Below are 23,409 nucleotides of genomic sequence, written 5' to 3'. Positions count from 1 at the left end.
AAGGGTTAGATACCGGGCGGGACATTAGACCAGCCGGGATCGAACGCAAAACCGGAAAAAGCCGCCCCCGAGGCATGCAATCGGGAATGCTTTGGGGACATGCGTTGAGGCGCTATTTCAGTACATGAAATATCGCTGCGCCATCGGCAGCACCTCGGCGGGCGGACAGGTCAGCAACTCGCCGTCGGCGCGCACCTCATAGGTCTCCGGATCGACCTCGATATTTGGCGTGGCGTCGTTGTGGATCATGCTCTTCTTCGAGATCTTGCTGCGGGTGTTCTGGACCGCATAGAGCTTCTTCTCGATGCCGAGCTTCCGCGCGAGACCGCCGGTAACCGCGGCCTTCGAGGTGAACACCACGGACGACGCCGTGCGCGCCTTGCCGAAGGCGCCGAACATCGGCTGATAGTGCACCGGCTGGGGCGTTGGGATCGAGGCATTGGGATCGCCCATGGGCGCCGCGACAATGGTCCCGCCCTTGACGATGCAGTCCGGCTTGACGCCGAAGAAGGCCGGCGACCACAGCACGAGATCGGCAAGCTTGCCTTTCTCCACCGAGCCGATCAGCTTTGACACGCCATGCGCGATCGCGGGGTTGATGGTGTATTTGGCGATGTAGCGCTTGACGCGGAAATTGTCGTTGTCCTTGCCCTTGTCCTGCGGCAACGACCCGCGCTGCTTCTTCATCTTGTCGGCGGTCTGCCAGGTCCGGATGATGACTTCGCCGAGGCGACCCATCGCCTGTGAGTCCGAGGACATCATCGAGAGCGCACCGAGATCGTGCAGGATGTCCTCAGCCGCGATGGTCTCCTTGCGGATGCGGCTTTCGGCGAAGGCGAGATCCTCCGCAATCGAGGGATCGAGATGGTGGCACACCATCAGCATGTCCAGATGCTCGTCGATCGTGTTGCGGGTGAAGGGGCGCGTCGGGTTGGTCGAGGACGGCAGCACGTTCTTCAGGCCGGCGACCTTGATGATGTCGGGCGCATGGCCGCCGCCGGCGCCCTCGGTGTGGAAGGCGTGAATGGTGCGACCCTTGAACGCTTTGATGGTGTCCTCGACGAAGCCGGACTCGTTCAGCGTGTCGGAATGCAGCATGACCTGGATGTCGTAATCGTCCGCCACCGACAGGCAATTGTCGATCGCGGCCGGCGTCGTGCCCCAATCCTCATGCAGCTTCAGCGCGCAGGCGCCGCCCTTGATCATCTCGATCAGCGCGGCGGGACGTGAGGCGTTGCCCTTGCCGGAGATGCCGAGATTGACCGGGAAGGCGTCGAACGACTGGATCATCCGCCCCATGTGCCAGGGACCGGGCGTGCAGGTGGTGGCAAAGGTGCCGTGCGAGGGGCCAGTGCCGCCGCCCAGCATCGAAGTCACGCCGGACATCAGCGCGTGCTCGATCTGCTGCGGGCAGATGAAATGGATGTGGCTGTCGAAGCCGCCGGCGGTGAGAATTTTTCCTTCGCCCGCGATCACATCGGTGCCGGGACCGATGATGATGGTCACACCGGGCTGGATGTCGGGATTGCCGGCCTTGCCGATCGCGGAAATCATGCCGTCCTTGATCGCGACGTCGGCTTTCACGATGCCCCAGTGATCGACGATCAGCGCATTGGTGATGACGGTGTCGGCCGCGCCCTGCTTGTTGGTCACCTGCGACTGCCCCATGCCGTCGCGGATCACCTTGCCGCCGCCAAATTTCACCTCCTCGCCATAGGTGGTGAAGTCCTTCTCGACCTCGATGATCAGATCGGTGTCGGCCAGCCGCACCTTGTCACCGGTGGTCGGGCCGAACATGTCGGCATAGACGGAACGTTTGATTTTCGTGCTCACAGTGAACTCCTTGCAAGCTTGACGGTGTCGTCGAACAGTTGGTCGAGCGTCGCGTTGCCGCCACGGCAACCCGCAACAACTTTTTCAGCCCATTCGACATAGTCGGCGAGATCTTCGCGCTCTTCCTGGCTAGGATCGGAATGAATGCGCGCACGGATGTTGCTGATCTTGTCGGCGATCTTGACCAGCTTAGCTCCGGGTGACTTTCCCGGCGCATCTACAATCTGCAACTGACGACGCGTGCTCTTCGGCAGCCGCATGTCGTCGGTTACTTCCGCCACGAGGCTCGCAACGTGTGGATTGAACTTATCCGCAAGCTCTTCCTGCGTGGTGGCCGTGTCTTCGATCGTATCGTGCAGCCAGCCCACGGCCACCAGATCGGCGTCCCGACCGCCCGTGACTGTCGCAAGCAGATTTGCCACTTCGGCCAGATGATTGACGTAAGGCTCGTCACCACGCCCCTTGCGCGCCATGCCATTGTGCCGGCGCGCGGCCAGCTCAGCAGCTTCGGAGATGAGGTGGACGGCGGGCAGCACGCGTCAAACCTCCTCGACGCCGTGAGACGCGCCACTCTCATCGTCAGTCAGGGACGCATCGCTGGAAGGGTTCCCTCCCCCCTTGCGGGGGAGGGTTAGGGAGAGGGGTGCCGCTTGCTCCGCCGCCTCGGCAATTGAAAGAACAACACCCTCGAGATTTTTCATCACATCGTCGTTGGTGAACCGCAGCACGCGATATCCACGGGATACGAACCATTGGTCGCGCCGTTCATCGTGACGGATGCGCTCTTCGAAGTCGTGGCTCTCGCCATCGACCTCAACGATGAGCTTGCAGGAATGGGCAACGAAATCGGCGATGTAGTTGCCCATGGGGGTCTGACGGCGAAAGGCCAGGCCCGCGAGTCGATCTGCCTTCAGGTAACGCCACAGCAACGTCTCCGCGCGAGTCATCGCGCGCCTCAGTCGCTTGGCGCGGCTTCTTTGGAACTGAGGGACCTCGTCGTGCGGCATACCCCTCTCCCCAGCCCTCCCCCGCAAGGGGGGAGGGAGCCCGACCGGCGTGCTCACCTCACTGTAGATCACGGCACTCGCCTCGGCTTACGTCACAGCTTCCCCATCACGTCGCCACGGAAGCCGTAGATCGTCTTCTTCCCCGCGAGCGCGACCAGCTGGACGTCGCGAGTCTGGCCGGGTTCGAAGCGGACGGCGGTGCCGGCGGCGATGTCGAGGCGCATGCCGCGGGACTTCTTGCGGTCGAACTTCAAGGCCGGATTGGTCTCGAAGAAATGGTAGTGCGAGCCGACCTGGATCGGGCGGTCGCCGGTGTTGGCCACCGTCAGCGTCACCGTCTTGCGGCCGGCATTGAGTTCGATCTCGCCGTCCTGGATGAAGAGTTCACCGGGAATCATGTCTGTCTTCCTCCGTCATTCCGGGGCGCGCGAAGCGAGAACCCGGAATCTCGAAACTAAAAACCTCTGGATTCCGGGTTCGCCCTTGGGCGCCTCGGAATGACGAACTCAAGCTACCTGATCGGTTCGTGCACGGTGACGAGCTTGGTGCCGTCGGGGAACGTCGCCTCGACCTGGATATCGTGGATCATCTCGGGAATGCCCGGCATCACCTGGTCGCGGGTGAGGACTTGCGCGCCGGATTGCATCAACTCGGCGACGGTCCGGCCGTCGCGCGCGCCTTCGAGGATGAAATCGGAGATGATGGCGATCGCCTCGGGATGATTCAGCTTGACGCCGCGGTCGAGCCTGCGGCGGGCCACGATGGCCGCCATCGAGATCAGAAGCTTGTCCTTTTCGCGGGGAGACAGGTTCATGAAGAATCTCTTCCGTTCAACACGTCAATTCAACCACAGCCGGGGCAGCGCGGCGCCGGTGCGCGCCAGCACGGTCATCATGTCGGCGCGCAAACGCGCCGCATCTTGGGCACAGAACCGCGCGATTGCAAAGCCATTCCACGCGGAGATCCCGACCTCGCCGGCGAAACGATCCGATGCCTCGCGAATGCGCTCGACCAGCGCCTCGCCACCGGGCACGATCAGGGCCGTGCCGATCGCAGCACCACCCTTGGCGACCGCCGCTCGCGCGAGTTTTGCGCCGATATTGCCGTCGAGCCGGATCGTCTCGGCGAAGACCAACCTGCCGCCACGGCGCAACCGCCAGCGGTCGACGAACTCGCCCTGCTCCACGCGCTCGCCCATCGCGGTGCGGCCAAATACGACGATCTCGCAGAGCAGGAGCGAGGCGGCGTCGTCGAGCTCGATGTCGAAACGGCGATGCACCCGGGCGCGGTCGAACAGGATCGTCTCCTGCGGCAGCCAGCCAAGATGCGCGCCCGCGCCGGCTTTCAGCGAGATATTGAGCTGCGCCGCGGCCCCAGGCGCGCGATAGACCTTTTCGGCGGCTGCCGTGGTCAGCGTCAGGCGCGCGGCGTCCGCGGCCGAGATCTCGACATCGAAACGATCGCCACCGGCGACACCACCGGCCGTGTTCACGAACACACCGGACAGGCCATCGTCCTCCGGCGAGGGAAAGCGCACGCGAAGCGAGCCGGACTCATGCAAAGCGCCGCGCCGCGTCACGCCCTCGCGGGCATGCACGTCGAAGCGCACCGCGCCGCGGGCGCGATTGGCGTCGAACACCGAAGATGTTGCCAAAGAGGTCACTAGGACGTCGCTGCGCATCCGTCTCCCCCAGCCGGCCGCGGCAGGATTTCACAAGCCTACGATGTCCAGGCTTACAGCGCCATCTGGCGGCTGATCTCGCTTGGGTCGAGATTGGAGCGGTCGCAGGTAAATTTCACCGCACCGCGATCCATCACCGCAAAACTGTCGCCGAGCTCGCAGGCAAAGTCGAGATATTGTTCGACCAGCACGATGGCGATGTTGCCGAGGTTGCGCAAGTAGGAGATGGCCCGGCCGATGTCCTTGATGATCGAGGGCTGGATACCTTCGGTCGGCTCGTCTAGCAGGAGCAATTTTGGCCGCATTACCAGCGCGCGCCCGATCGCGAGCTGCTGCTGCTGGCCGCCGGAGAGGTCGCCGCCGCGCCGGCCGAGCATGGACTCCAGCACCGGAAACAACGAGAACACGTCGTCCGGAATGTGCTTGTCTTCGCGCTTGAGCGGGCCGAAGCCGGTCTTGAGATTTTCCTCGACCGTCAGCAGCGGAAAGATCTCGCGGCCCTGCGGCACGAAGCCGATGCCCTTGCGCGCCCGCTCATAGGGCTTGAGACCGGTGATGTCGCTGCCGTCGAACACGATCGCGCCCGAGGAAATCGGGTACTGGCCGACCATGGCCCGCAGCAGCGAGGTCTTGCCGACGCCGTTGCGCCCGAGCACGCAGGTCACCTTGCCCGGCTCGGCCGCGATCGAGACGCCACGCAGTGCCTGCGCCGCCCCGTAGAACAGGTTGATGTCCTTGACCTCAAGCATCGCTCAGCGTCCCAGATAGACTTCGATGACCCGCTCGTTGGACGAAACCTGGTCGATGGTTCCTTCCGCGAGCACCGCACCTTCATGCAGACACGTCACCTTGACGCCGAGCTCGCGCACGAACGTCATGTCGTGCTCGACCACCATCACGGTGTGTGTCTTATTGATCTCCTTCAGCAGCTCGGCGGTGAGATGCGTCTCGACGTCGGTCATCCCTGCGACAGGCTCGTCGACGAGCAGCAGCTTCGGATCCTGCGCCAGCAGCATGCCGATCTCGAGCCACTGCTTCTGGCCGTGACTGAGGCTGCCGGCGAGGCGGTTGCGGGCGTCGGTGAGGCGGATCGTCTCCAGCACCTTGTCGATGCGCTCGGACTCTGCCTTGCTGCCGCGCCAGAACAGCGTGCCCCTGACGCTGTGATCGACATTGAGCGCGAGCAAGAGATTGTCCTGCACGGTCTGACTCTCGAACACCGTCGGCTTCTGGAATTTGCGGCCGATGCCGAGCTCGGCGATGCGGGTCTCGTCCAGCCGCGTCAAATCGGTGACGCCGTCGAACAGCACGGTCCCCTCGTCCGGCCTGGTCTTGCCGGTGATGATGTCCATCATCGTGGTCTTGCCGGCGCCGTTCGGGCCGATGATGGCGCGCATCTCGCCGGGCTCGAGCGTCAGCGACAGATTGTTGATGGCGTGGAAGCCGTCGAACGAGACGTGCACGCCGTCGAGATAGAGCATCGCAGAGGTCACGCGGGTATCCATGACGTTCATGACCGCTACTCCGCCATCTTGGGTTCGGTGACGCCGTCTTCGGCCGCCGCACTCGCCGCAGCAGGGCGCCTCTCTCTCGACGCCTCCCGCCAGGCGTTGAAGGTGCCAACGATGCCCTTCGGCAACAGCAGCGTCACCAGGATGAACAGCGCACCCAGCATGAACAGCCAGTACGGCGCCAGCACGCCGGAGGTGAAGAACGTCTTGGCGTAGTTGACGACGATGGCGCCGAGGGCCGCGCCGACCAGCGTGCCACGGCCGCCGACCGCGACCCAGATCACCGCCTCGATCGAATTGCCCGGTGCGAATTCGGATGGATTGATGATGCCGACCTGCGGCACGTAGAGCGCGCCGGCAACACCGGCCATGCAGGCCGATAGCGTGAACACGAACAGCTTATAGGATTCGACACGGTAGCCGAGGAAACGGCTGCGCGATTCCGCGTCGCGAATTGCGATCAGCACCTTGCCGAGCTTGGAGGACACGACCGAGCGGCAGATCAGGAAGCTGAAGATCAGTGCCAAACAACTCAGCGCGAACAACGCGGCGCGCGTGCCCTCGGCCTGGACGTTGAAGCCCAGGATGTCCTTGAAATCGGTCAGGCCGTTATTGCCGCCGAAGCCGAAATCGTTGCGGAAGAAGGCAAGCAGCAGCGCATAGGTCATCGCCTGCGTGATGATCGAGAGATACACGCCGGTGACGCGCGAGCGGAAGGCGAGCCAGCCGAAGCAGAAGGCGAGCAGCCCCGGCACGAACAGCACCATCAGCGCGGCAAACCAGAACATGTCGAAGCCGTGCCAGTACCAGGGCAGCTTCTGCCAGTTCAGGAACACCATGAAGTCGGGCAGGATCGGATTGCCATAGACGCCGCGGGTGCCGATCTGCCGCATCAGGTACATGCCCATCGCGTAGCCGCCGAGCGCGAAGAAGGCGCCGTGGCCGAGCGAGAGAATGCCGCAATAGCCCCAGATCAGGTCGATCGAGAGCGCCAGGATCGCGTAGCAGACGTATTTGCCCCAGAGCGCGACAAGATAGGTCGGCACCTGCAGAAACGAGCCCGCCGGCAGCAGCAGGTTGGAGAGCGGAATGAGGATGCCGCAGGCAGCGACGATCGCAAGAAAAATCGCCGCGCCGCGGTCCAGCGATCGCGTCAGCATGTGAGGGGTCATGCTTCCACCGCACGGCCCTTGAGCGCGAACAGGCCGCGCGGCCGCTTTTGAATGAACAGGATGATCAGCACCAGGATTGCGATCTTACCGAGCACCGCGCCGGCGACCGGCTCCAGGAACTTGTTGGAGATGCCGAGCGTGAAGGCGCCAACCAGCGTCCCCCAGAGATTGCCGACCCCGCCGAACACCACGACCATGAAACTGTCGATGATGTAGCTCTGGCCGAGATTGGGGCTGACATTGTCGATCTGCGACAGTGCCACGCCGGCAATGCCGGCAATGCCCGAACCAAGACCGAAGGTCAGCGCATCGACGCGGGAGGTGGCGATGCCCATGGACGCGGCCATGCGCCTGTTCTGCGTCACCGCGCGCATCTCCAGGCCAAGCGCTGTGTAGCGCAGCATGGCGAGCAAGATCATGAACACTGCAAGCGTGAAGACGAGGATCCAGAGCCGATTGTAGGTGATGGTGATCTGCCCGAGATCAAATGCACCGCTCATCCAGGAGGGGTTGCCGACCTCGCGATTGGTCGGACCGAACATGGTGCGCACCGCCTGCTGCAGCACCAGAGACAGGCCCCAGGTCGCGAGCAGCGTCTCCAGGGGGCGACCATAGAGGAAGCGGATGATGCTGCGCTCGATCAACACGCCGATGGCGCCGGCGACGAGGAAGGCGAGCGGCACGGCGATCAGCAGCGAATAGTCGAACAGAGCGGGATAGCGGGTGCGGATCACCTCCTGCACCACGAAGGTGGTGTAGGCACCGATCATCACCATCTCGCCGTGGGCCATGTTGATGACGCCCATCACGCCGAAGGTGATGGCGAGCCCGATCGCGGCGAGCAGCAGCACCGAGCCGAGCGACAGGCCGTACCAGGCGTTCTGCACCGTGGACCAGACCGCCAGCGAATTCTGGATCGAGCCGATCGCGCTCGTCGCAGCCTTCGCGACGGAGGCCGGCTGGTCGGTGCCGATGTCGGACAGCAGCGCCAGCGCTTCCTGGTCGCCGCGCGCCTTGATGGTGGCGACGGCCTCGAGCTTCTGCACTTCCGTGGCGTCAGACTTGAACAGCAGGATCGCCGCGCGCGCTTCACCGAGCGCAGTCTTGGCCGATCGGTTAGTTTCCTTGGCGAGCGCGCTTTCGACCGGGTCGAGCGCCGTCTCTTCATGCGACTTGAAAACGGATTGAGCGGCCTGGAGCCGCGCGCCGAGATCCGGCGACTGCAGCGTCAGGCTGCCGAGCGCAGCGTCGACACTGCGGCGCAGGCGGTTGTTGAGCCGGACGGCGCTGGCACTGTCAGGCACGCTGGCGACGGCCTCGCCGGTCGCGGCGTCGATCGACTTGCCGTCGGTGCCGGTGACGTAAACCTTCTTGCTGTCCGGGTCGGCCATCAGGCGGCCGTCCTGGAGCGCATTGATGATCGGGAAAGCGAGCTTGTTGCCGCTGCTGGCGACCGCACCGATCGCTTCTTCCGTGTCGGAATAATCGTCGTTGGCGAATTTGGCGACCGCATCCTCAAACGGACCGGCGAAGGCCGGCAGCGCGAACGCGATTAAGACTAGCGAGAGGACGAGCGTGCAGAGACGAGCGGATAGATTGGTTGGCACTGTGGATCACCCCGGCAGAAGTGGGGAGAAGACGGCGGAATAGCCGTCTTCTCCCGTCGTGCAGTCGAATGTCAGATCCGGATCAAGAGCCGGAGCCGAGGCACTTGTTGGTCTTGGTGTTGAAGTTGCCGCACTTCTTGCCGACCCAGTCGCCAATCAGGTCCTTGGAGCCGTCGAGCTCCTTCGACCAGGCGTCGCCCGCCACGAGACCGGGGGTCTTCCAGACCACGTCGAACTGGCCGTTGCCCTTGATCTCGCCGATGAACACCGGCTTGGTGATGTGGTGGTTCGGCAGCATCTTCGACACGCCACCGGTCAGGTTCGGCGCCTCGATGCCGGGAAGCGCATCGATCACCTTGTCCGGATCGGTCGACTTCACCTTCTCGACGGCCTTGATCCACATGTTGAAGCCGATCACGTGGGCTTCCATCGGGTCGTTGGTCGTGCGCTTCGGGTTCTTGGTGAAGGCCTGCCAGTCCTTGATGAACTTCTCGTTCGCCGGGGTCTTGATCGACTCGAAGTAGTTCCAGGCGGCGAGATGGCCGACCAGCGGCTTGGTATCGATGCCGGCGAGCTCTTCCTCACCCACCGAGAACGCGACCACCGGGATGTCCTTCGCCTTGATGCCCTGGTTGCCGAGCTCCTTGTAGAAGGGGACGTTGGCGTCGCCGTTGATGGTCGAGACCACCGCGGTCTTCTTGCCGGCCGAGCCGAACTTCTTGATGTCGGCCACGATCGTCTGCCAGTCGGAGTGACCGAACGGCGTGTAGTTGATCATGATGTCTTCCTGGGCGACACCCTTGGACTTCAGGTAAGCTTCCAGGATCTTGTTGGTGGTGCGCGGATAGACGTAGTCGGTGCCCGCGAGCACCCAGCGCTTCACCTTCTCTTCCTTCATAAGGTAGTCGACGGCGGGGATCGCCTGCTGGTTCGGCGCAGCACCGGTGTAGAACACGTTGCGCTCGGACTCCTCACCCTCGTACTGCACGGGATAGAACAGGATGTTGTTGAGCTCCTTGAACACCGGGAGCACCGACTTGCGCGACACCGAAGTCCAGCAGCCGAACACGACCGAGACCTTGTCCTTGGTGATCAGCTCGCGCGCCTTCTCGGCGAACAGCGGCCAGTTCGAGGCGGGATCGACGACGACGGCCTCGAGCTTCTTGCCGAGCACGCCGCCCTTCTTGTTCTGCTCGTCGATCAGGAAGAGGATGGTGTCCTTCAGCGTGGTTTCGCTGATGGCCATGGTGCCGGAGAGGGAGTGCAGGACGCCGACCTTGATGGTGTCGTCCGCGGCCTTCGCGCCGGAAATGGACGCCAGACCGAGCATCAGTCCGGCGGACGCGGCGAGCACGCCGCGGCGGCTAAATGACGCCGCTATATCGTGAATGGATTTGGTAGGCATGGATGTATCATCTCCCTGACGCAGACGTGAAAAAGACGCTGCGAAACGGCCCCACGGCCGCCTGCGATTAACGGAATCGCAAGAACCATGCCATGGCCTAGGCACCTGCCAAGTGATTGGTCGATCTAGGTAATTTCGCTGCAATCAAAGTTTGGCCACAGCTTCTCTGCTTAAAACTTAGGCGGATAAAATGTATGCTTATGCGGCAGACAGTTCATTTTTTGAGCAAAATATTGCCTCTGGCTAAAATTCCGGCATAACTATTTTTGCACCGCAATCGACACCCGGTGAACACCTGCCTTGAAAGCGCCCCGTCAATGTTCCATATGACGGGGGAGATCGCTTGCGAATCGAGCGGTCGTTGCGAGCCGCGTGTTCTTAAGCCCGTACGGGCCTCTGGCTTGCCCCATATCACCCAAGCCATCCGACACCCCAAACACGCAGGTGTCTTCTCGACACCCTTGTGCGCGCGCCACGCTGCCTGCGTCGGCCGTCCGCATTTGACATGGAAAGAACCCATCTTTTGACTTCGTTTCAGGACTTCGGCCTCGCCGAACCCATCGCACGTGCTCTCGCCGAAGAGAATTACGTCACCCCCACCCCCATTCAGGCTCAGACGATTCCCACGGCGCTGACCGGCCGCGACGTCGTCGGCATCGCCCAGACCGGCACCGGCAAGACCGCATCCTTCGCGCTGCCGATCCTGCACCGCCTGCTCGAGAACCGCATCAAGCCACAGCCTAAGACCTGCCGGGTGCTGGTACTGTCGCCAACCCGCGAGCTTTCGGGACAGATCCTCGACAGCTTCAACGCCTATGGCCGCCACATCCGCCTGTCCTCGACGCTCGCCATCGGTGGCGTGCCGATGGGCCGCCAGGTCCGCGCCCTGATGCAGGGCGTCGATGTGCTGGTCGCCACCCCCGGCCGCCTGCTCGACCTCGTGCAGAGCAACGGGCTGAAGCTTGGCAGCGTCGAATTCCTCGTGCTCGACGAGGCCGATCGCATGCTCGACATGGGCTTCATCAACGACATCCGCAAAATCGTCGCCAAGCTGCCGATCAAGCGGCAGACGCTGTTCTTCTCGGCCACCATGCCGAAGGACATCGCCGAGCTCGCCGATGCCATGCTGCGCGACCCTGCCCGCGTTGCGGTGACCCCGGTCTCCTCGACCGCCGAGCGCATCAACCAGCGCATCATCCAGGTCGACTTCGCGTCCAAGCCAGCCTTCCTGACCAAGCTCCTGAAGGACGAGCCGATCAACCGCGCCCTGGTCTTCACCCGCACCAAGCACGGCGCCGACAAGGTGGTGAAGACGCTCGAGCGGGCCGGCATCCCCGCCAGCGCCATCCACGGCAACAAGTCGCAGAACCATCGCGAGCGGACGCTGGCGCAGTTCCGCTCCGGTGAGATTCGCACCCTGGTCGCCACCGACATCGCCGCCCGCGGCATTGATGTCGACGGCATCACCCACGTCATCAATTTCGACCTCCCCAACGTGCCCGAGACCTACGTGCACCGCATCGGCCGCACCGCGCGCGCCGGCGCCGACGGCACCGCGATCTCGCTGGTCGCAGGCGGCGAGGAGCTCAGCTATCTCCGCGACATCGAGAAGCTGATCCGCGTGGCGCTGCCGCGCGAGGATCTGCGCACCGATGCCGGCCGCCGCGATCCGGGGGCGCCGGCGCCGCAGCAACGGCAGGGCCGGCCGGGCGGCCGCCCGGGCCAGCGTCCGCAGGGCGCACGGCACGGTGACGGACGGCGTGGCGATGAAAGGCACGCCGACGGACGCCACCGCAGTTCCGGCAAGCCGAGCGACGGGCGGCCCGGTGAGGGCCGGCACGGCGAGGCGCGGCACGCTGACGGCAGGCATGTCGACGGACGGGCCGGCAACGGCTCAAAGGGGCCTCGCCGCCGCCGCTCCGGTGGAAAGATGCATTCTTCGCCAGCCGATCGCTCGGAACAGCGTTCCGCGCATGGCGCCGGAGCGCCTGATGGGATACAAGGCGTGGCCTTTTTGCGCCGTGAGAGTCGGCCGAACGGCCACCCGAACCGCAAACCCCATTCGCACTAGCCGTCCACGACCTGGAGAAATTCATGGCTAAGGAAGAGCTGATCCAGTTCGAAGGACTGGTCACCGAAATCCTCCCCGACGCGCGCTACCGCGTGCAGCTCGACGCCGGGCACGAGATCGTCGCCTACACCGCCGGCAAGATGAAGAAGAACCGCATCAAGACGCTGGCGGGTGACCGCGTGACGGTGGAAATGTCGCCCTACGACCTGGAAAAGGGCCGGCTGATTTTCCGTCACAAGGACGAACGCCCGAGTGGGGTGGGCGGACCTCCGCGTCCTGGACAGCGCGGCGGCCAGTTCCGGCGCCGTTAACGGTTCTTCCGCGCGTATGCGCGGCACTAAAATGCTGATTTGTGTGCTGATCCGCCGTGGGCATCACGGCGGATCAAAAAATCGTGCGCGCCAGGATTGTTTTGGTGCCTTAATTCCAATAAAATGAACACATCGATTTTCGGCCGGACGATATTAGCATCCACCGGTACAGCCGGTTCAGACACGCTGACGACCCTTCCAAAAATTCGATCTAACCGGCCTGCGCAAGCGGGCCCTTACATTGTGTATCTGAGAAGGGACTACCCCCGTGAGCATGGGAACCGTGAAGTGGTTTAACGCGACCAAGGGCTATGGCTTCATCCAGCCCGACGACGGCGGCAAGGACGTGTTCGTTCACATCAGCGCCGTCGAGCGCGCCGGCCTCGGCTCGCTGCGCGAAGGCCAGAAGGTCTCCTACGAGATCGTCGCCGACCGCCGGTCCGGCAAGTCGGCCGCCGACAACCTCCGCGACGCAGGCTGATCCTGCCGGGCTCTTAGGCCCGGATCGCGCGACAGACCAACGGAAAAGGCCGCGCAAAATGCGCGGCCTTTTTTGTGTCGAGGATCAATGCTGCTCGCGCAGTCGCCGCGACGGGGCGTAACCGGCCTCCGGACACGATCATCTATCGTGGACGCACGACATCATCAGGGAAGATCAACGCGTAGCCGCGATCGAGCGGACTAACAGGTCTTCTGCTGCAAGTGCTGGATGCAGGTGCAAGTCGTCGTGGTCGGATACTTCACGTCATAATAGGGAAAGCTCGAATTGCTCGGGCTGTTCGTCGAGCAGCGCGGAAACAAATAATAGCTGTCGGTCAGCTTCACGGTGCCGCTGATCGTGTAACCGAGGTTGGGCGTGTAGTCGTAGGAAACCTCGCTGAGAACGAGCGAGATATTGGCATTGGTCGGATTCTTCGGGTCAGGTGCGGTAAACGACGACAGTGTCATCGCCTGACCGACCAGTCTTGCTCCCGTCGCACTGGTTGACCGGCTCCATTGAACCGTCGCGTTGCCGTTACCGTCGGTCGAGACTCCGGACACCGTGATCGTCATCAGGGACGCGCCACCGGCACCCGTGACGGGATAGGGAGCCATGATGGCGGTGGAAGCCGACAGGATACTGTCCATCCTGGACGTACTGATCTGCGTGTTCTGCGAAATCATGTCGGCAACACTGTGGGCTGTTGCACTGACCTTGACGTTCATGGCCAGCCCGTTCCCAAGCTCGACGCCGCCGATATAGAGCACCAGCATGAACGGGACCACGATGGCAAACTCCGTCGCTGCAACGCCGCGAACGTCGGTCCACAGGTGCCGCGGGCGAAACGACAGGCCGGCGATCATAGCTCAACTCCTTCTAGGATGCGGGCTCGTTCTGGAAAGCGGCCGACGCCATGAGCTGCCGGTTGCCGTTCGACAGATTCGAGAGATTGAAACCGAGCGGTCCGAGCATCACGGGCCAGACATAGGTCACGCGGAGAACGACGATGTCGCCGGCATCTCCAGGATTGAATTGCCAGTTAGTATTCGTGACGTTCCCCGAGCTGTCGAACGTCAGGGTGGGCATGCTGGTGTTCGCCGTCGTCCAGGAGTTGGCGACCTGCACGTCGACCATGATGCCCGTGCAGCTGAAGAAGATCACGATCTGATCGCAGACCTTCTGCTTGTATGCGGCCTGCGTCATCTGCGCAGACTGGACCTGCCCCGTCATGATGAGGCGGGCGGATTGATGCACCACGGACTCGAGCAGCTGCTGAGCAAAGAAAACCAGGAACGTCTGAATCAGCGCGACGATGAGGGCGAGGAACGGCGTGGCAACGAGCGCGAATTCGACGGCCGTTGCACCCTTGCTGTCGCCAAGGAAAGCGGCGCAGCGACTGCGGCGCCTCTTCTTTGTTACGGACTCAACTCCGGTCATGCGGCTGTCCTACTGCGAAAGGCTGGCTGTGCTCGACGCGACCTTGATGAACAGGTCCGTCAGGGCCGCGGAGATATCGCCGCCGGTTTGAACGTGAGAATAGAAGCCGGGCGAGGCACACGCCTGAAGGTTTTGCGCGATCGTGCCGGTTGAGGACGTAGGCTGGTCGTACTTGTCGATCCAGCTCATGTACCAGGAATCCGTTTTCTGGATGCCGGTGGAAACATTGGCGATCAGTTGCAGATACTCCGTATAGAGCACAGCGATCTTGATGCCCCGGTTCTTGATGGTCGTGCACATCGACGTGTCCATCGGCTGCTGGCATCGACTGTTGGAGGCGAAGCTCGCGTTGGGGCAAGTCGCGGAGATCTTGTCCTCGACGCCGTCGGTGACCAGGAACACCACTTCCTGCGGCGTATCGCCCGACGTGTTGCTCCCGAGCCCGGGGGCGGGCATGATCCCGTTGAGGGTCGTGAGCGCGCCTAGAATATTCGTTCCATTGTCGGTCTTACAGTTGGTCGTGGGAACGACGCAGTTCTGATAGGCGACCGACATCAGCGAAATGTTGGAAACCTGGGCTCCGGCGGAGGTCGGGGTGGTCAGGGTCGCCAGTGTATTCAAGCCGAGGTCGAACGTGTAGAGCGCCGCCTTGTAGGTGGTGTTGTTCAACGCCGCCATGCACTGCATGACGCCCCCCGAAACGCCCGACTGCGGGCAGTTCGACCATGTGTTGAGCAACTGATTGACGGCACTCGTCACGAGATCGATCCGCAAGGTGATATTGTTGTTGCGGGCGATCGTGAGGTTATCTTTGGTCCCGCCGTCGTGCGCGATGTTGGTTTGATGACAGGCAAAGCCGCAGTTCTGCGAGGCTCCCGCTGACTGGTACGCCGGGGCCGTGTACTTGATGAGATTGCTGATGTCGGTCGTGGTCGCGCCGATACCCATCGACGGCGAGTCATCCATCAGCAGATAGAAGTTCATGTTGGGCGCGCTCGAGGCTCGCGCCGTCGACGTTCCCTGAATCTGCCAGGTCTGCTTGCCAAGAATGCCCGGGAAATTATTGACGGATTGCGCGGTATAGGAAACCGTGATCGTCCGCTGGAGCCCGGAATCGACGATATTGATCGTCGGGGTCGGCACTGCCGACAGGCCTGGAAGATTCGCCTTCGCTGCAAAGACAGCCGCCGCGGTTGCCTGGACGACGGTGTCGTCGCTCTGCGTCAACATCGCCGGCCTCACGGCGGCGACCGCCGCGGCGTCCGCAGCGGCGTCCAGTTGCGACTTCTTGCGCAAGGCAAGGGTATAGTCGAGCGCCATGCCCAGGAGAAAGATGGTCGGAACGATCACGAGCGCGAAGATAATGGCGACGTTGGCCCGCCGATCTCTCGCGAAACGTCGCATTGCACCGCGAAACATGACCCTTATCCCGTTTGGCGCCGGCGGAGCATGAGCGCTTCTCTCATTCAGAGGGAGAGGCATCGCCGCTTGCTCTGCCGGACGGTTCCAGCAGGGGCCAATCTGGGGATGGCCACTTAAACAATGCTTACTTCGAATGTGTGAACACGGGTCTGCGAGGAATCCCATCGCGGGATTGAACCGACATCATTAACCGAGCTTAAATGTTCGAAGCGAATCCCAAATCGGGGAAAGCTTTCCGAGCGACGTCCGCGCAAGCCGACGCGGGGCGCGGAAATCGCGGCAGATTGGCGGTATTTTCGTCGTGTTAGTTCGGCTTGGCACCGGCACTGCCGCTGGCGTTGCCGCTCAGTGAACCGGCCTGGCTCATCGTGGTGTTGAAATAATTGTCGCTGTCGCCGAGCGTGACACGGCGCTGGCAAAGCGGCATGCAGCTATAGGATTCCCGTTCGACACCGCGATAGACGGTGACGAGCCGGTCGCTCGGACCCTCGACCTGGATCTGCCGGTCGACCAGGATCTCGCCGCCGCGATCGAGCGCGATGAAGTTGGTGGCGCCGTAGCCTTTGCCGGTCACGACGATCATCCCGCCGGGTTGAAGCGTGACATCGGCGATCAGCGGATTGCCGACCACGATCGTTGCCACCTTGCCGGGCAGCCGCACGAGCTTGGCCTGGTCGACATTGACGGCGATGGTATCGACGGTCGGCTCGGCCAGGCCGATGGCCGGCGAAGCCAGCACAGCGGCCGCAGCCAGGAGACAGATGCGCGCATGACGGCGCAGAAACTCTTTACGCATACTCTTACCCCGGGACGTTACAAACCGGCATGATCGGTCAAGAAGCGGAGCCGGTGCCCGACCCGATTAACCTGCCTGTAATTCGTGAACGATCCGCAAACTCGGCACGTATTGTTTGAACGGACCGGCGTTTTGTCGCCCAGGACGCCTAGTGCCGGAATGGATAAGCAAGCTGGCCCGCAATTTCCTTGGGCATTGTCGCTTCGTCCTTGCCGTAGTCCTGCGGCAGCTCGTCCTTCGGCATGCGGAAGGTTCTGAACAGCACGTCCCAGATCGGGAAGGTACCGGCAAAATTGGTGTCGCCGCCCTCTTCGAGCGCGGTGTGATGCCACCGGTGGAATACCGGCGTCGCCAGCACATATCTGAACGGCCCGAAGGTCCAGTTCAGGTTGGCATGCACGAAAGCCGAATGGAAGGTCGTGAACGGGCCGACCCAGATCATCACGTTCGGCGAGATGCCGGCCATCAGCAGCACGACGTCAACGCCGATCGTGCCGAGCATCAGATTGACTGGATGGAAACGGGCCGCCGAAATCCAGCTGATCTCCTCCGAGGAGTGATGGATCGCATGGTATTTCCAGAACCCGCCGCCGTGAAACAGCCGGTGCAGCCAGTACAGCATGAAGTCGGCCAGCACCAGGAACAGCACACCCTGCACCCAGAGCGGCAGTTGCGACAACGGACCGTGGCCGTTGTCGTAGAAGGCGATCAGCTCGTCGGCGTCGTGGATGTTGAAAACGATGCCGGCGGTGACGATCAGGAGCCCGATCCGCATGGTGCGGGCAAACACGGGGACGAAGAACCAGTAGCAGATGTCGGTCACGATCTCCCGCTTGCGCCACCATGACGGACCGGGATTGCAGGCCCAGAAATGCTCGAGCACCGTGAAGACCGCCGCGAGCAGGAGAGTGACGGGGATCACCTTCTCTATGGTCTCGCCCAGCATCAGGGCGACTTGCATGGGCAGGCTCGACATCATCGCTTCGCTTCCAGGCTGCTGATCTCGTCTAGGCCTACTCCGCGAAATTTAAAGGAGGGTGAAGTTGACGGCGTGTTCGCAACCGGAGCGAATTGCAGCGGCCGCCTTAAGGCGAAATTCACTTTGGCCAAAAGCATCGCACTCGACGCGGGTTTGACCTACCGAATTAACTTCACCGAAAGAGCTCGGCTCACATGGTCGTTGCGTCAATGCAGCGCCGAACGTGGCGACCACACACCCAGATGGAGTTTAGTTCATGAAGAACCTGATTGCGCGTTTCGCGAAGGATGAATCCGGCGCCACCGCCATCGAATACGGCCTGATCGCCGCCGGCATCGCGCTGGCCATCATCACCGTCGTCAACAACCTCGGCAGCACGCTGAACACCAAGTTCGGCTCGATCAGCTCGTCGCTGAAGTAAGCCGACCGGCAAACGACGCAAAAGCCCCGGACCTCCGGGGCCTTTGTTTTTCTGGAGTGTGCGAGTTCCAGTGGCGTTGCGTAAGCACAGAACCGATGCCGCGATTGCGGCGAACGAGGCAGACACGACGCGCATCGACGCGTCGACCTATTGGGTCTGCCTTGCGCTGCTGCTCGCCATGGTCACGCTCGCGATGCGCATCGCCAGCCTGTGGTGAGGCCGCCGCGGCCGTTTTCGGTTTGTTTAGCACTGCCCGCTAGCATGCGCCGACGCCCCGATCCGGCGACAGACCCAGGCCTCAAGACGCAGCCCATGATCCTCGACCTCGCGCGCCTCCTGCTCTTCCCGGCCCTGATGGCGTTCGCAGCCGCCAGCGATCTCTTCACCATGACGATTTCGAACCGCGTCTCGCTGGCGCTGATCGCAGGCTTCTTCGTGCTCGCCTTTGCCGGTGGCATGGCACCTTACGAGATGCTGAGCCATGTCGGCGCCGGCGCGCTGCTTCTTGTCGTGGCCTTCACCTGCTTTGCGATGGGCTGGATGGGCGGCGGCGATGCCAAGGTCGCGGCTTCCGTGGCGCTCTGGTTCGGCTTCGCCCAATTGATGGACTTCCTGCTCTACGCCTCGCTGTTCGGCGGAGCGCTGACGCTGCTCCTGCTCCAGTTCCGGCAATGGCCATTGCCATACGGGCTTGCCGGCCAGGCCTGGCTCGCGCGGCTGCACGACAAGCAGACCGGCATTCCCTACGGCATCGCGCTCGCGCTTGGCGCATTGATGGTCTACCCCGAGACCGAATGGGTGAAAGCGATCGACCTCGCTCACCTCGCACTGCACTGAACAGTCCGGATAAACCAGGCGTTAAGGCGATTTAGATACGCCTCATTAACCATGCTTTGACGAATAGCTGGTCAACTGCCGATTACGGCGGCGGCAGCGTCGCGGCGTTCTGTGGAAAGTGAAGCGTATGAATAGGGCACGCATAGTCGTCCTGACGGTCGCCATCTGCGCCGGCGGTATCGCCGCGTACCTGGCGAGCAGTTCGGACTCTGCGCCGCCTCCGGCGGCTCCGGTCGCGCAGCTTCCCACCACCGACGTCCTGGTCGCCAAGAACGATATCGGCCTCGGCCAGACCGTGAAGCCGGAAGACGTGCAGTGGCAGACCTGGCCGACCGCGACTGCCAGCGCCGCCTTCATCCGCCGCAGCGAGCGCCCCGACGGCGCGACCCAGGTTACCGGCTCGATTGCGCGCGCTCCCTTCATCCAGGGCGAGCCGATCCGCGACCAGAAGCTGGTTAAGGCCGATGGTTCCGGCTTCATGGCCGCGATCCTGCCGAGCGGCATGCGCGCCATCTCCACCGAGATCTCGCCCGAGACCGGCGCCGGCGGCTTCATCCTGCCGAACGATCGCGTCGACGTGCTGCTCACGCGCCGCTTGAAGGACCAGAACGCCGGCGCCAACGATATCATCAAGTCCGAGGTCATTCTGGTCAATGTCCGCGTGCTGGCGATCGACCAGGCGCCGAAGGAAAAGGACGGCCAGAACACGGTGGTCGGCAAGACCGTGACCTTGGAGCTCAATGCTGCACAAACCCAGCTGCTGTCCTCGTCCCGCCAGGCTGGAACGATCTCGCTGGCGCTGCGCAGCATCGCGGACACCAAGATGAGCGAGATCACGCTCGATGACACCGCACTGAAGCGCGACGGCATTTCGATCATTCGATACGGCGTTCAGAGCCAGGCGTCGAAGGCACAATGAGGACAAGCGACATGAAATGCAGGGCAGATCTGGCGACGCTGCGGACCTCGATGGTTCGCGCCCTGTCGTTCTCGGCCGCTCTCGCGCTGACGCTCAACCCCGCGCTGACGCCCGTGATCGCAGCGGATTACCGTCCCGCGGCGCCGGTCGCGGCCGACGGCCAGATGAATGCGCGCTTCCTCTCGCTCGGCGTCGGCAAGTCGATCGTGATCGACCTGCCGCGCGACATCAAGGACGTGCTCGTCGCCGATCCCAAGATCGCCAATGCGGTGGTGCGCTCGTCCCAGCGCGCCTACATCATCGGTGCTTCGGTCGGCCAGACAAACATCGTGTTCTTCGATTCCGCCGGCCAGCAGATCGCCGCCTATGACATCGCGGTCAAGCGCGACCTCAACGGCGTGCGCGCGGCGCTGAAGCAGATCCTGCCCAATTCCGATATCCAGATCGACGGCCTCGGCGACGGCGTCGTCCTGAGCGGCACCGCGGCCAATCCGGCCGAAGCGCAGCAGGCCAACGATCTCGCCGCACGGCTTGCCGGCGGCCCGGAAAAGGTCGTGAACTCGATCGTGGTCCGCGGGCGCGACCAGGTCATGCTGAAGGTGACGGTCGCGGAAGTCGCGCGCAACATCGTCAAGCAGCTCGGCATCGACCTCACCGCGAACCTCAACTACGGCACCTCCGTGGTGAGCTTCACCAATTCCAACCCGTTCACGGCGCTTGGCCACAATCTGGTGGACGGTAACAGCCTGACCACGAAGTTCGGTGCGACCCCGTCGGTGCAGGCAACCCTGCGCGCGATGGAAACCGCGGGCGTGATCCGGACCCTGGCCGAGCCGAACCTGACCGCGATTTCCGGCGAGTCCGCGACGTTTATCGCGGGAGGCGAATTCCCGGTGCCGGCAGGCTATGCCTGCGACCCCACCACGCATGTCTGTACCACCCAGATCAGCTTCAAGAAGTTCGGCATCTCGCTCAACTTCACCCCCGTCGTTTTGAGCGAGGGGAAGATCAGCCTGCGGGTGATGACCGAGGTCTCGGAACTGTCGAACGACAATTCGATCACGCTGTCTCAGGCCGTGACATCGACCGCGGTCAACTCGCTGACGGTGCCTTCGATCAGGACCCGCCGCGCCGAGACCTCGCTGGAAATTCCCTCCGGCGGCGCGATGGCGATGGCCGGCCTGATCCAGCAGCAGACCAAGCAGGCGATCAGCGGATTGCCGGGGCTGATGCAGCTCCCGGTCCTCGGCTCACTGTTCCGCAGCCGCGACTTCGTCAACAACACGACCGAACTGGTCGTGATCGTGACGCCCTATGTCGTTCGTGCAGCGTCGCCAAAGGACCTGTCGCGGCCGGACGACGGCTTCGCGGCGCCTTCGGATCCGCAGGCCGAGCTGATTGGCAACATCAATCGGATCTATGGCGTGCCGGGCCGGACCGAGCCGGCAAAGAACTACCGCGGCACCTACGGCTTCATCACCGACTGACGCGGAACGGGGACATAATTATGAACACAGCACGACCCCAGATCCGCTACCGCGCCGCCGGCCTCGGTGCTGCGCTCGTCGGTATCGCGCTTGCGCTCGGCGGCTGCCAGCACGACGAAGTGGCCACCGCGTCCATTCCCGACGATTACAAGCAGCGTCATCCGATCGCGATCGAGGAACAGAACCGTTCGATCGTCGTGTTCGTCGGTCACGCCCGCGGCGGCCTGACCGCCGCCCAGCGCGCCGACGTGATGGGTCTGGCCTCGACCTGGCTGCACGAGGGCACCGGCGCCATCCACATCGACGTGCCGTCCGGAACGCCCAATGCGCGGCCGGCGGCGGAATCGCTGCACGAGATTCAGGCGATGCTGGCAGCAGCGGGCGTTCCCCCGCGCGGCATCACCACCCGCCCCTACCAGCCGGAAGACAAGCGCTTCCTGCCGCCGATCAGGCTGACCTATTCGAAGATCGCCGCTGTCGCCGGCCCCTGCGGCCTGTGGCCAGAGGATCTCGGCCCCTCGATGAAGAACAAGAGCTGGTTCGAGAACAAGGATTATTACAATTTCGGCTGCTCTTATCAGCGCAACATGGCGGCCATGATCGACAATCCGTCGGATCTCGAACAGCCGCGGCCTGAAACTCCCTCCTACACGCCGCGGCGCATCACCGCCTTCGAGAAATACCGCAAGGGCACGCCGACGACCACCACCTATCCCGAGGCCGACAAGGCCAAACTCAGCGACACCGGCAAATGATCAGCTACGCGCGCCAGACTCAGGAAGAGCAGCCGGAGGCCTCCCCGCCGCCGATGGAGGAGCATATTGCGCCAGCGCCCCGCGTGTCGGTCCAGGCTTTCTGCGAGACCGTGGAAACCGCTGCGGCCGTGCAATCGGCCGGCGAGGATCGCCGTCTGGGCAAGGCGCATCTGAAGATCCAGATGGGCGGCATGGCGGCCGCGATCGAGGCTTATCGGTCTGCTCCCACTCCCAATGTGATCGTGCTCGAGAGCGACGCCCGCAACGATTTGCTGACCGGACTCGACCAGCTCGCCACCGTCTGCGACGCCGGCACCCGCGTGGTCGTGATCGGCCGCATCAACGACGTCATGCTCTATCGCGAGCTGGTGCGCCGCGGTGTCAGCGACTACGTGCTCGCGCCGGTCGGTCCGATCGACGTCGTGCGCTCGATCTGCAACCTGTTCTCTGCGCCGGAAGCCAAGGCGGTGGGCCGCATCATCGCGGTCGTCGGCGCCAAGGGCGGCGTCGGCGCCTCCACCATCTCCCACAATGTCGCCTGGGCGATCGCGCGGGACCTCGCGATGGACGCCGTGGTCGCCGACCTCGATCTCGCCTTCGGCACCGCCGGGCTCGACTACAACCAGGACCCGCCGCAGGGCATCGCGGACGCCGTGTTCTCGCCCGATCGCGTCGATACCGCCTTCATCGACCGCCTGCTCTCGAAATGCACCGACCATCTGAGCCTGCTGGCGGCGCCGGCGACGCTCGACCGGGTCTATGATTTCGGTACCGACGCCTTCGACGCGGTGTTCGACACGCTGCGCGCCACCATGCCCTGCATCGTGCTCGACATCCCGCATCAATGGTCGGGCTGGACCAAACGCGCCTTGATCGGCGCCGACGACATCCTGATCGTGGCGGCACCGGATCTTGCCAATCTGCGCAATACCAAGAACCTGTTTGATCTGCTGAAGGCCGCCCGCCCCAACGACCGCCCGCCGCTGTACTGCCTGAACCAGGTCGGCATTCCCAAGCGGCCGGAGATCGCCGCCACCGAATTCGCCAAGGCGATCGAGAGCCAGCCGGTGGTCTCGATCCCGTTCGAGCCGCAGATCTTCGGCGCAGCGGCCAACAACGGCCAGATGATCGCGGAGATCTCCGCCAACCACAAGTCGATCGAGATGTTTCTCCAGATCGCCCAGCGCCTGACCGGCCGCAGCGAGACGAAGAAACAAAAGTCGTCCTTGCTTTCACCGCTGATTGAGAAGTTGCGGGGAAAATAGGCCGCCGCATGG

At 63.1% G+C, this 23,409-nt stretch carries 26 protein-coding genes; 10 read left to right on the top strand and 16 right to left on the bottom strand.

The annotated features are described in order from the left end of the window. Positions 1 to 117: 117 nt before the first annotated feature. From ureC to urtA, 11 genes are all read right to left on the bottom strand, one after another. The gene (ureC, locus tag JQ587_RS15470; RefSeq protein ID WP_212425841.1) at positions 118 to 1,833 is read right to left on the bottom strand and encodes an urease subunit alpha; all 1,716 of its coding nucleotides are present in this window, start codon (positions 1,831 to 1,833) and stop codon (positions 118 to 120) included. Beyond that, positions 1,830 to 2,369, bottom strand: a complete 540-nt coding sequence (locus JQ587_RS15465) for an HD domain-containing protein (protein WP_212425840.1) — start codon at positions 2,367 to 2,369, stop codon at positions 1,830 to 1,832. The genes ureC and JQ587_RS15465 overlap by 4 nt, the downstream gene beginning before the upstream one ends. A gap of 3 nt (positions 2,370 to 2,372) precedes the next feature. Then, complete coding sequence (locus JQ587_RS15460; RefSeq protein ID WP_212425839.1) at positions 2,373 to 2,840, bottom strand: endonuclease domain-containing protein; 468 nt, start codon at positions 2,838 to 2,840, stop codon at positions 2,373 to 2,375. A 92-nt stretch (positions 2,841 to 2,932) separates the two neighbouring features. Beyond that, positions 2,933 to 3,238, bottom strand: coding sequence for an urease subunit beta (locus tag JQ587_RS15455; protein ID WP_092227079.1), 306 nt, complete (start codon positions 3,236 to 3,238; stop codon positions 2,933 to 2,935). A 113-nt stretch (positions 3,239 to 3,351) separates the two neighbouring features. Next, the gene (locus tag JQ587_RS15450; protein WP_007605424.1) at positions 3,352 to 3,654 is read right to left on the bottom strand and encodes an urease subunit gamma; all 303 of its coding nucleotides are present in this window, start codon (positions 3,652 to 3,654) and stop codon (positions 3,352 to 3,354) included. Between the two features lie 24 nt (positions 3,655 to 3,678). Continuing rightward, entirely contained in the window at positions 3,679 to 4,521 is an 843-nt protein-coding gene (locus JQ587_RS15445; RefSeq protein ID WP_212425838.1) for an urease accessory protein UreD, read from the bottom strand. 53 nt (positions 4,522 to 4,574) lie between these two features. Beyond that, a complete protein-coding gene (urtE, locus tag JQ587_RS15440) occupies positions 4,575 to 5,270 on the bottom strand; it encodes an urea ABC transporter ATP-binding subunit UrtE (protein ID WP_212298370.1) in 696 nt (231 codons plus the stop codon). A gap of 3 nt (positions 5,271 to 5,273) precedes the next feature. Next, positions 5,274 to 6,035 (bottom strand): urea ABC transporter ATP-binding protein UrtD, encoded by a 762-nt coding sequence (gene urtD / locus JQ587_RS15435; protein WP_212425837.1) that lies wholly within the window; start codon positions 6,033 to 6,035, stop codon positions 5,274 to 5,276. 5 nt (positions 6,036 to 6,040) lie between these two features. Then, a complete protein-coding gene (gene urtC, locus JQ587_RS15430; protein ID WP_212298372.1) occupies positions 6,041 to 7,204 on the bottom strand; it encodes an urea ABC transporter permease subunit UrtC in 1,164 nt (387 codons plus the stop codon). After that, positions 7,201 to 8,811 (bottom strand): urea ABC transporter permease subunit UrtB, encoded by a 1,611-nt coding sequence (gene urtB / locus JQ587_RS15425; RefSeq protein ID WP_212425836.1) that lies wholly within the window; start codon positions 8,809 to 8,811, stop codon positions 7,201 to 7,203. Before urtB ends, urtC begins: the two co-directional genes overlap by 4 nt. Before the next feature lie 82 nt (positions 8,812 to 8,893). After that, complete coding sequence (gene urtA / locus JQ587_RS15420; protein ID WP_212425835.1) at positions 8,894 to 10,216, bottom strand: urea ABC transporter substrate-binding protein; 1,323 nt, start codon at positions 10,214 to 10,216, stop codon at positions 8,894 to 8,896. Positions 10,217 to 10,721: 505 nt separating this feature from the next. Here urtA and JQ587_RS15415 point away from each other — a divergent pair. The 3 genes from JQ587_RS15415 to JQ587_RS15405 all read left to right on the top strand — a co-directional run bounded on the left by JQ587_RS15415 (position 10,722) and on the right by JQ587_RS15405 (position 13,079). After that, positions 10,722 to 12,287, top strand: coding sequence for a DEAD/DEAH box helicase (locus JQ587_RS15415; protein ID WP_212298375.1), 1,566 nt, complete (start codon positions 10,722 to 10,724; stop codon positions 12,285 to 12,287). 23 nt (positions 12,288 to 12,310) lie between these two features. Then, the gene (gene infA / locus JQ587_RS15410; RefSeq protein WP_008131890.1) at positions 12,311 to 12,598 is read left to right on the top strand and encodes a translation initiation factor IF-1; all 288 of its coding nucleotides are present in this window, start codon (positions 12,311 to 12,313) and stop codon (positions 12,596 to 12,598) included. 268 nt (positions 12,599 to 12,866) lie between these two features. Beyond that, positions 12,867 to 13,079, top strand: a complete 213-nt coding sequence (locus tag JQ587_RS15405) for a cold-shock protein (RefSeq protein WP_057759442.1) — start codon at positions 12,867 to 12,869, stop codon at positions 13,077 to 13,079. A 200-nt stretch (positions 13,080 to 13,279) separates the two neighbouring features. Here JQ587_RS15405 and JQ587_RS15400 read toward each other — a convergent pair whose 3' ends face one another. The 5 genes from JQ587_RS15400 to JQ587_RS15380 all read right to left on the bottom strand — a co-directional run bounded on the left by JQ587_RS15400 (position 13,280) and on the right by JQ587_RS15380 (position 17,710). After that, positions 13,280 to 13,942: a TadE/TadG family type IV pilus assembly protein gene (locus JQ587_RS15400; RefSeq protein WP_212298376.1), complete on the bottom strand. Its 663-nt coding sequence runs from the start codon at positions 13,940 to 13,942 to the stop codon at positions 13,280 to 13,282. A 13-nt stretch (positions 13,943 to 13,955) separates the two neighbouring features. Continuing rightward, positions 13,956 to 14,516, bottom strand: a complete 561-nt coding sequence (locus JQ587_RS15395) for a TadE/TadG family type IV pilus assembly protein (RefSeq protein WP_212425834.1) — start codon at positions 14,514 to 14,516, stop codon at positions 13,956 to 13,958. A gap of 9 nt (positions 14,517 to 14,525) precedes the next feature. After that, entirely contained in the window at positions 14,526 to 15,935 is a 1,410-nt protein-coding gene (locus tag JQ587_RS15390) for a TadE/TadG family type IV pilus assembly protein (protein WP_212298648.1), read from the bottom strand. 307 nt (positions 15,936 to 16,242) lie between these two features. Next, positions 16,243 to 16,734 (bottom strand): pilus assembly protein N-terminal domain-containing protein, encoded by a 492-nt coding sequence (locus JQ587_RS15385; protein ID WP_212298378.1) that lies wholly within the window; start codon positions 16,732 to 16,734, stop codon positions 16,243 to 16,245. A 148-nt stretch (positions 16,735 to 16,882) separates the two neighbouring features. Then, positions 16,883 to 17,710, bottom strand: a complete 828-nt coding sequence (locus JQ587_RS15380) for a sterol desaturase family protein (protein ID WP_212425994.1) — start codon at positions 17,708 to 17,710, stop codon at positions 16,883 to 16,885. A 259-nt stretch (positions 17,711 to 17,969) separates the two neighbouring features. Here JQ587_RS15380 and JQ587_RS15375 point away from each other — a divergent pair, with 259 nt between their 5' ends. From JQ587_RS15375 to JQ587_RS15345, 7 genes are all read left to right on the top strand, one after another. Continuing rightward, positions 17,970 to 18,134 (top strand): Flp family type IVb pilin, encoded by a 165-nt coding sequence (locus JQ587_RS15375; RefSeq protein WP_018646598.1) that lies wholly within the window; start codon positions 17,970 to 17,972, stop codon positions 18,132 to 18,134. Positions 18,135 to 18,210: 76 nt separating this feature from the next. Next, entirely contained in the window at positions 18,211 to 18,351 is a 141-nt protein-coding gene (locus tag JQ587_RS15370) for a hypothetical protein (protein ID WP_212298664.1), read from the top strand. A gap of 95 nt (positions 18,352 to 18,446) precedes the next feature. Continuing rightward, entirely contained in the window at positions 18,447 to 18,971 is a 525-nt protein-coding gene (locus JQ587_RS15365) for an A24 family peptidase (RefSeq protein WP_212298379.1), read from the top strand. A gap of 127 nt (positions 18,972 to 19,098) precedes the next feature. Continuing rightward, positions 19,099 to 19,890: a Flp pilus assembly protein CpaB gene (gene cpaB / locus JQ587_RS15360; protein ID WP_212298380.1), complete on the top strand. Its 792-nt coding sequence runs from the start codon at positions 19,099 to 19,101 to the stop codon at positions 19,888 to 19,890. A gap of 11 nt (positions 19,891 to 19,901) precedes the next feature. Then, positions 19,902 to 21,377, top strand: a complete 1,476-nt coding sequence (locus JQ587_RS15355) for a type II and III secretion system protein family protein (protein ID WP_212298381.1) — start codon at positions 19,902 to 19,904, stop codon at positions 21,375 to 21,377. Between the two features lie 20 nt (positions 21,378 to 21,397). Beyond that, on the top strand, positions 21,398 to 22,132 hold the full coding sequence (locus JQ587_RS15350) for a CpaD family pilus assembly protein (RefSeq protein ID WP_212425833.1): 735 nt from the start codon (positions 21,398 to 21,400) through the stop codon (positions 22,130 to 22,132). Then, complete coding sequence (locus tag JQ587_RS15345) at positions 22,129 to 23,397, top strand: CpaE/TadZ family protein (RefSeq protein WP_212298383.1); 1,269 nt, start codon at positions 22,129 to 22,131, stop codon at positions 23,395 to 23,397. Before JQ587_RS15350 ends, JQ587_RS15345 begins: the two co-directional genes overlap by 4 nt. Positions 23,398 to 23,409 lie beyond the last annotated feature (12 nt).

This window comes from Bradyrhizobium manausense, assembly GCF_018130615.1.
In the GTDB taxonomy this organism is placed as follows: Bacteria; Pseudomonadota; Alphaproteobacteria; order Rhizobiales; family Xanthobacteraceae; genus Bradyrhizobium; species Bradyrhizobium manausense_A.
This window is presented reverse-complemented; position numbering and strand designations above follow the sequence as displayed.